Source organism: Streptomyces sp. NRRL S-31 (genome assembly GCF_000718775.1).
Lineage (GTDB): Bacteria > Actinomycetota > Actinomycetes > Streptomycetales > Streptomycetaceae > Streptomyces.
Map to the genome: position 1 here is coordinate 1 of NZ_JOCB01000191.1, position 3,579 is coordinate 3,579.

Here is a 3,579-nt window from a genome sequence, read left to right on the forward strand (position 1 = left end):
CCGCGGCTACCGCATCGAACTCGGCGAAATCGAAAACGCCCTCAACACCCACCCCCACATCCACACCACCACCCTCACCACCCGCGAAGACACACCCGGCAACAAACAACTCATCGCCTACATAGTCCCCACCCCCGGCAACACCCCCACCACACACCAACTCCGCACCCACCTCCAACAACAACTCCCCGACTACATGATCCCCACCACCTACATCACCCTCGACCAACTCCCCCTCACACCCAACGGCAAAGTCGACACCAAAGCCCTCCCCGCACCCGACCACCACCGACCCCAACTCGAAACCGTCTACACCGCACCCCGGACGGACACCGAGCGCACGCTCGCCGCGGTCTGGTCGGAGATCCTCGGCATCGACACCATCGGCATCCACGACAACTTCTTCGAACTGGGCGGGGATTCGATCATCAGCATCCAGATGATCGCCCGGGCCAAGAAGTTCGGTGTGCACCTCACACCGCGGCTGATCTTCAAGAACCAGACGATCGCCGAGATCGCGGTCCACGCCGGTGCGGCCACGCCGGTCGACGCGGAGCAGGGACGTGTGGTGGGCGAGGTCCCGCTGACTCCGATCCAGCACTGGTTCTTCGAGAAGGACCTGCCGGCGTTCGACCACTTCAACCAGGCCGAGCTTCTCGTCACCGACGGACTCGAACCCGATGTGCTGCGGCTCGCGCTGGCCGACCTGATCGAGCACCACGACGCGCTGCGCCTGCGCTGCGTGGACGGGGCCGACGGCTGGCGGCAGTATCTGGACGAGACCGTGGACACCGGCATCCTCGACGTGCACGACCTGTCCGGTGTCGCGGACGAGTCGCTGGCGCCGGTGTCGCTGGACATCGCCGAGGAGACGCAGCGGAGCCTCGACCTGGCCAAGGGCCCGTTGCTGCGGGCCGCTCTGCTGGAGCTGGGCGCGACGCGCGGTCAGCGGTTGCTCATCGTCGTACACCACCTGGCGGTCGACGGTGTCTCCTGGCGGATCCTCCTGGAGGACCTGGGCAGTTGCTACGAGCGGCGGGCTGCCGGGCTCGCGCCCCTGCTGCCGGCGAAGACCACGTCGTTCCGGTCGTGGGCACAGCGGCTGCGCGACTTCGCGGACTCCGCGCGGGCACGGGGCGAGTTCGCCTACTGGGCCGAGCCGAAGCCGGCCGGCCGGGTGCCGCGCGACCGGGAGGGCCGCAACGACCTGGGATCCGCCGCCAGCGTCGTGGCGACGCTCAGCCCCGAGGAGACACGTGCCCTGCTGCGGGACGTGCCCCGGGTCTTCAGCACCCAGATCAACGACGCGTTGCTCACCGCGGTGGCGCACGCGCTGCGGGACTGGACGGGGGACGACGAGACCCTGATCGGTCTGGAGGGACACGGCCGTGAGGACCTGTTCCCGGACGTGGACCTGTCGCGGACGGTCGGCTGGTTCACGTCCGTCTTCCCCGTCGCCCTGCGGCTGACGCCGGGAGTCACCGATCCGGTGGCCTCGCTCGAATCCGTCCGCGAGCAGCTCGCGCGGATTCCGAACAAGGGTGTCGGCTACGGCATCCTGCGCCATCTCGGCGCCCCGGACGTGGCCTCCGTGCTGCGCCGGCAGCCCACTCCGGAAGTGAACTTCAACTACCTGGGGCAGTTCACCCAGGACCTGCCGGGCATCGGGCGGTACGCCGGTCCCGACGAGCCCAAGGGCCACTCGATCAGCCCGGACGGCATGCGCTGGAACGTGCTGGACGTGACGGCCGCCGTCGAAGGCGACACGTTCGGCCTGTACATCAACTACTCGACCGCGCTGCACGAGCGGCGCACCGTCGAGCGCCTGGCCGACGGTGTCCTCGGCCACCTGCGCGAGCTGATCGCCGGCAGTGCCGACGGAGCCGCCGACGCCCGCCGGGTCTCCCCCGGTGTTCCCCTCACCGATGTCGGTGACGCCGACATGGCCGCGATCCTGAAGAGGTTCTCGATATGAGCGCGCACAACGTGGAAGACGTCTACGGACTCTCGCCCCTCCAGTTCGGCATGCTGTACCACTCGCTGGAGGACACCTCCGACACCCGCCCGTACATGGTGCAGATGACGGAGGAGGTCGAAGGCCCCTTCGAGGAGACGTTGTTCGGCGCCGCCTGGCAGCAGCTCGTCGACCGGCACTCGATCCTGCGCAGCGCGTTCGTGTGGGAGGGCGTGTCGGAGCCGGTGCAGGTGGTGCAGCGCCGGGCCCCCCTCCCCTTCGAGGTACGGGACCTGCGCGGCCTGTCCGGGCAGGAGGAGCGGCTGAACTCCTTCCTGGCGGAGGACTGGGACCGCGGGTTCGACCTGTCGCGGGCCCCGCTGGTCCGGGTCACCGTGCTGCGGATGGCGGAGGAACGCCGGATCGTCGTCTGGTCGTTCCACCACATCCTGCTGGACGGCTGGAGTGTGCAGATCCTCCAGAAGGAGCTGTTCGCCCTCTACCGCGCGCTGCTCGACGGCACTCCCGCCCAGCTGCCGCCGACCGTCCCCTACCGCCGCTACATCGAATGGCTCAGCTCCCGGCAGGACGACGACTCCGCGGCGTTCTGGTCCGACTATCTGGCGGGCGTCAGCGAGCCCACCGCGCTGCACGTGGACCGGGACACCGGTGACACGGGGGTCGGAGAGTTCGAGGTGTGCGCCTCCGCGGAGCTGTTCGCGCGGGCCAAGGAGTACGCCAAGTCCCAGCGCGTCACGATGAACACGCTGGTCCAGGGCCTGTGGTCGATCCTGCTCGCCCGATACAGCCGGCAGGACGAGGTGCTGTTCGGCTCCACCATCTCGGGCCGCTCGATCGCCCTGCCCGGCGTCGAGTCGATGATGGGCCTGTTCATCAACACGCTGCCGGTGCGCGGCCGGCTCACGGCGGACCTGGTCGTCTCCGAGTGGCTGCGGGACCTCCAGGACGAGCAGCTGGAGATGCGGCAGTGGGAGTACTGCCACCTCGTCGACGTGCAGAAGCACAGCAGGATTCCGCGCGGTGAGCCGCTGTTCCGATCCATCCTAGTCTTCGAGAACTACCCGGTGGTGCAGAAGCCGTCGGACTTCCCCGAGGGGCTGACCCGGCGCCTCGTCAACTGTGTGGAGCGGACCGGGTACCCGCTGACCCTCGTCGTGTCGGCGGGCCGGGCCCTGGAGTTCCGGTTCGTCTACGACCGGAGCAGGTTCGACGCGGAGACGGTCGAGCGGATGGCCGGCCACCTCGAGAGCCTCCTGGCCTCCGTGGTGGACGCGCCCGGCGCACGCATCGGTGACCTCAACATGCTGACGGAGCGGGAGCGGTGGGAGATCCTGGTCGACTGGAACGGCGTCACCGGCCCCTACCCCGACACCGCCACCATCCACCAGCTCATCGAGAACCGCGCCGCCACCGACCCCGACGACCTACATGATCGAGGACGCCGACGCACCCCTCGTCATCACCAGCACCGACCTCGACCACCGCATCCCACCAGGACTCCCACGCCTCCACGTCGACACCCAGTGGCCCATCGGACCCGACACCGACCCCACACCCCTCGCCACACCCGACGACCTCGCCTACGTCATCTACACCTCAGGCTC

General features: G+C 68.8%; 2 protein-coding genes. Both read left to right on the forward strand.

Annotation, left to right across the window (positions count from 1 at the left end; translation table 11 throughout):
• The coding region (locus tag IF37_RS0137945; protein WP_037858226.1) for a condensation domain-containing protein at positions 1 to 1,975 on the forward strand (1,975 nt) is incomplete at its 5' end.
• Positions 1,972 to 3,579, forward strand: a 1,608-nt coding sequence (locus IF37_RS40260) for a condensation domain-containing protein (protein WP_253915966.1), incomplete at its 3' end; no start/stop codon positions are given. The genes IF37_RS0137945 and IF37_RS40260, both read left to right, overlap by 4 nt.